The sequence below is a fragment of the Nonomuraea sp. NPDC049141 genome (assembly GCF_040648415.1).
GTDB lineage: Bacteria > Actinomycetota > Actinomycetes > Streptosporangiales > Streptosporangiaceae > Nonomuraea.
Genome location: NZ_JBEZDR010000233.1, coordinates 1 through 1,350 on the forward strand (window position 1 = coordinate 1; position 1,350 = coordinate 1,350).

The following is a 1,350-nucleotide window of genomic DNA, read 5'->3' on the forward strand; positions in this document are numbered from 1 at the left end:
CGGCATCGACCCCCGGGAGTTGGGCTTCACGCCGCGCAAGCCGGTGCCGTGGCTCGCGCCGTTCCTGCTGATCAGCACCGGCATCCGTACGCTGCTGGCGATGCTCTTCGGGGCGTACCTGGACAAGCGGGAGCTGCAGAACTCGCTCGACGCGGGCATCGCGCGGCAGGTCGGGCCGGACGGCGGGCTCTGGCTGGACTACGTGGCCGACCTGGGCGACGGCTTCAACGCCACCTACTCGGTGGCGTACCTGATCGCCCAGCCCGAGCTGGAGGTGGACGGGCACCGGCTGCCCCGCGCGCAGACCCTGGTGATGGGCGGCGACCAGGTCTACCCGTCGGCGGCCTTCGAGGCGTACGAGGACCGGTGCAAGGGGCCCTACCAGGCCGCGCTGCCGGTCACCCCGCCCGAGCGGCCCACGCTGTTCGCGGTCCCCGGCAACCACGACTGGTACGACGGCCTGACCGCCTTCCTGCGGCTCTTCGTCCGGTCCCGGGACCGGCACTTCGGCGGCTGGGACACGGGCCAGTCCCGCTCGTACTTCGCGGTCGAGCTGCCCGCCGGCTGGTGGCTGCTCGGCCTCGACGACCAGTCCGGCTCGTACCTCGACGATCCGCAGCTCACCTACTTCGACCGGGTCGCCGAGCGGCTGGGCCCGCAGAGCCGGGTGATCCTGGCCGTGCCGGCGCCGACGTGGGTCAAGGCCGTCGACCACCCCACGGCGTACGACTCGATCGACTACTTCATCCGTACGATCGTCGCGCCCACCGGCGCCCAGGTGCGGCTGCTGATCTCCGGCGACCTGCACCACTACGCCCGGTACGCCGGCCCGGACCGGCAGCTGATCACCTGCGGGGGCGGTGGCGCGTACCTCTACCCGACGCACAAGCTCCCGGAGCGCATCGAGGTGCCGCCGCGCGACACCCTCGCCCGGCGGGCCAGTGCCTCCCACCCGTACGAGTTGGCCGGCCGCTACCCGGACGCCGCCCGCTCCCGGCGGTACGCCTGGGGCATCTTCCCCCGCCTGCCGCTGCGCAACCCGGGCTTCACCACGCTGCTGGGCACCCTGCACACGCTGCTGATGCTGGCGATGGCCGGCGTCGCAAGCAACCCGGAGGGCATCGAGCAGCGGCTGTTCAGCGTGCCGCTGATGGTGATGCTGATCGTCACGATGCTCGGCGTCGCGTTCTTCGCCAAGCCGCCCAGCTCCGGCGGCAAGCGGCACGCCCGGCACTGGATCCTCGGCGTGGGCCACGGCCTGGCCCAGATCGGGCTGGGTGCCGCCGGCACCTGGGCCTGGCTGGCCCTGCCCTTCTACGACTGGCCGTGGCCACTGCCGGCCGTCGCCGC

At 72.9% G+C, this 1,350-nt stretch carries 1 protein-coding gene; it reads left to right on the forward strand.

The features are described from left to right. The coding region (locus AB0B91_RS66110; RefSeq protein WP_358343260.1) for a hypothetical protein at positions 1–1,350 on the forward strand (1,350 nt) is incomplete at both ends.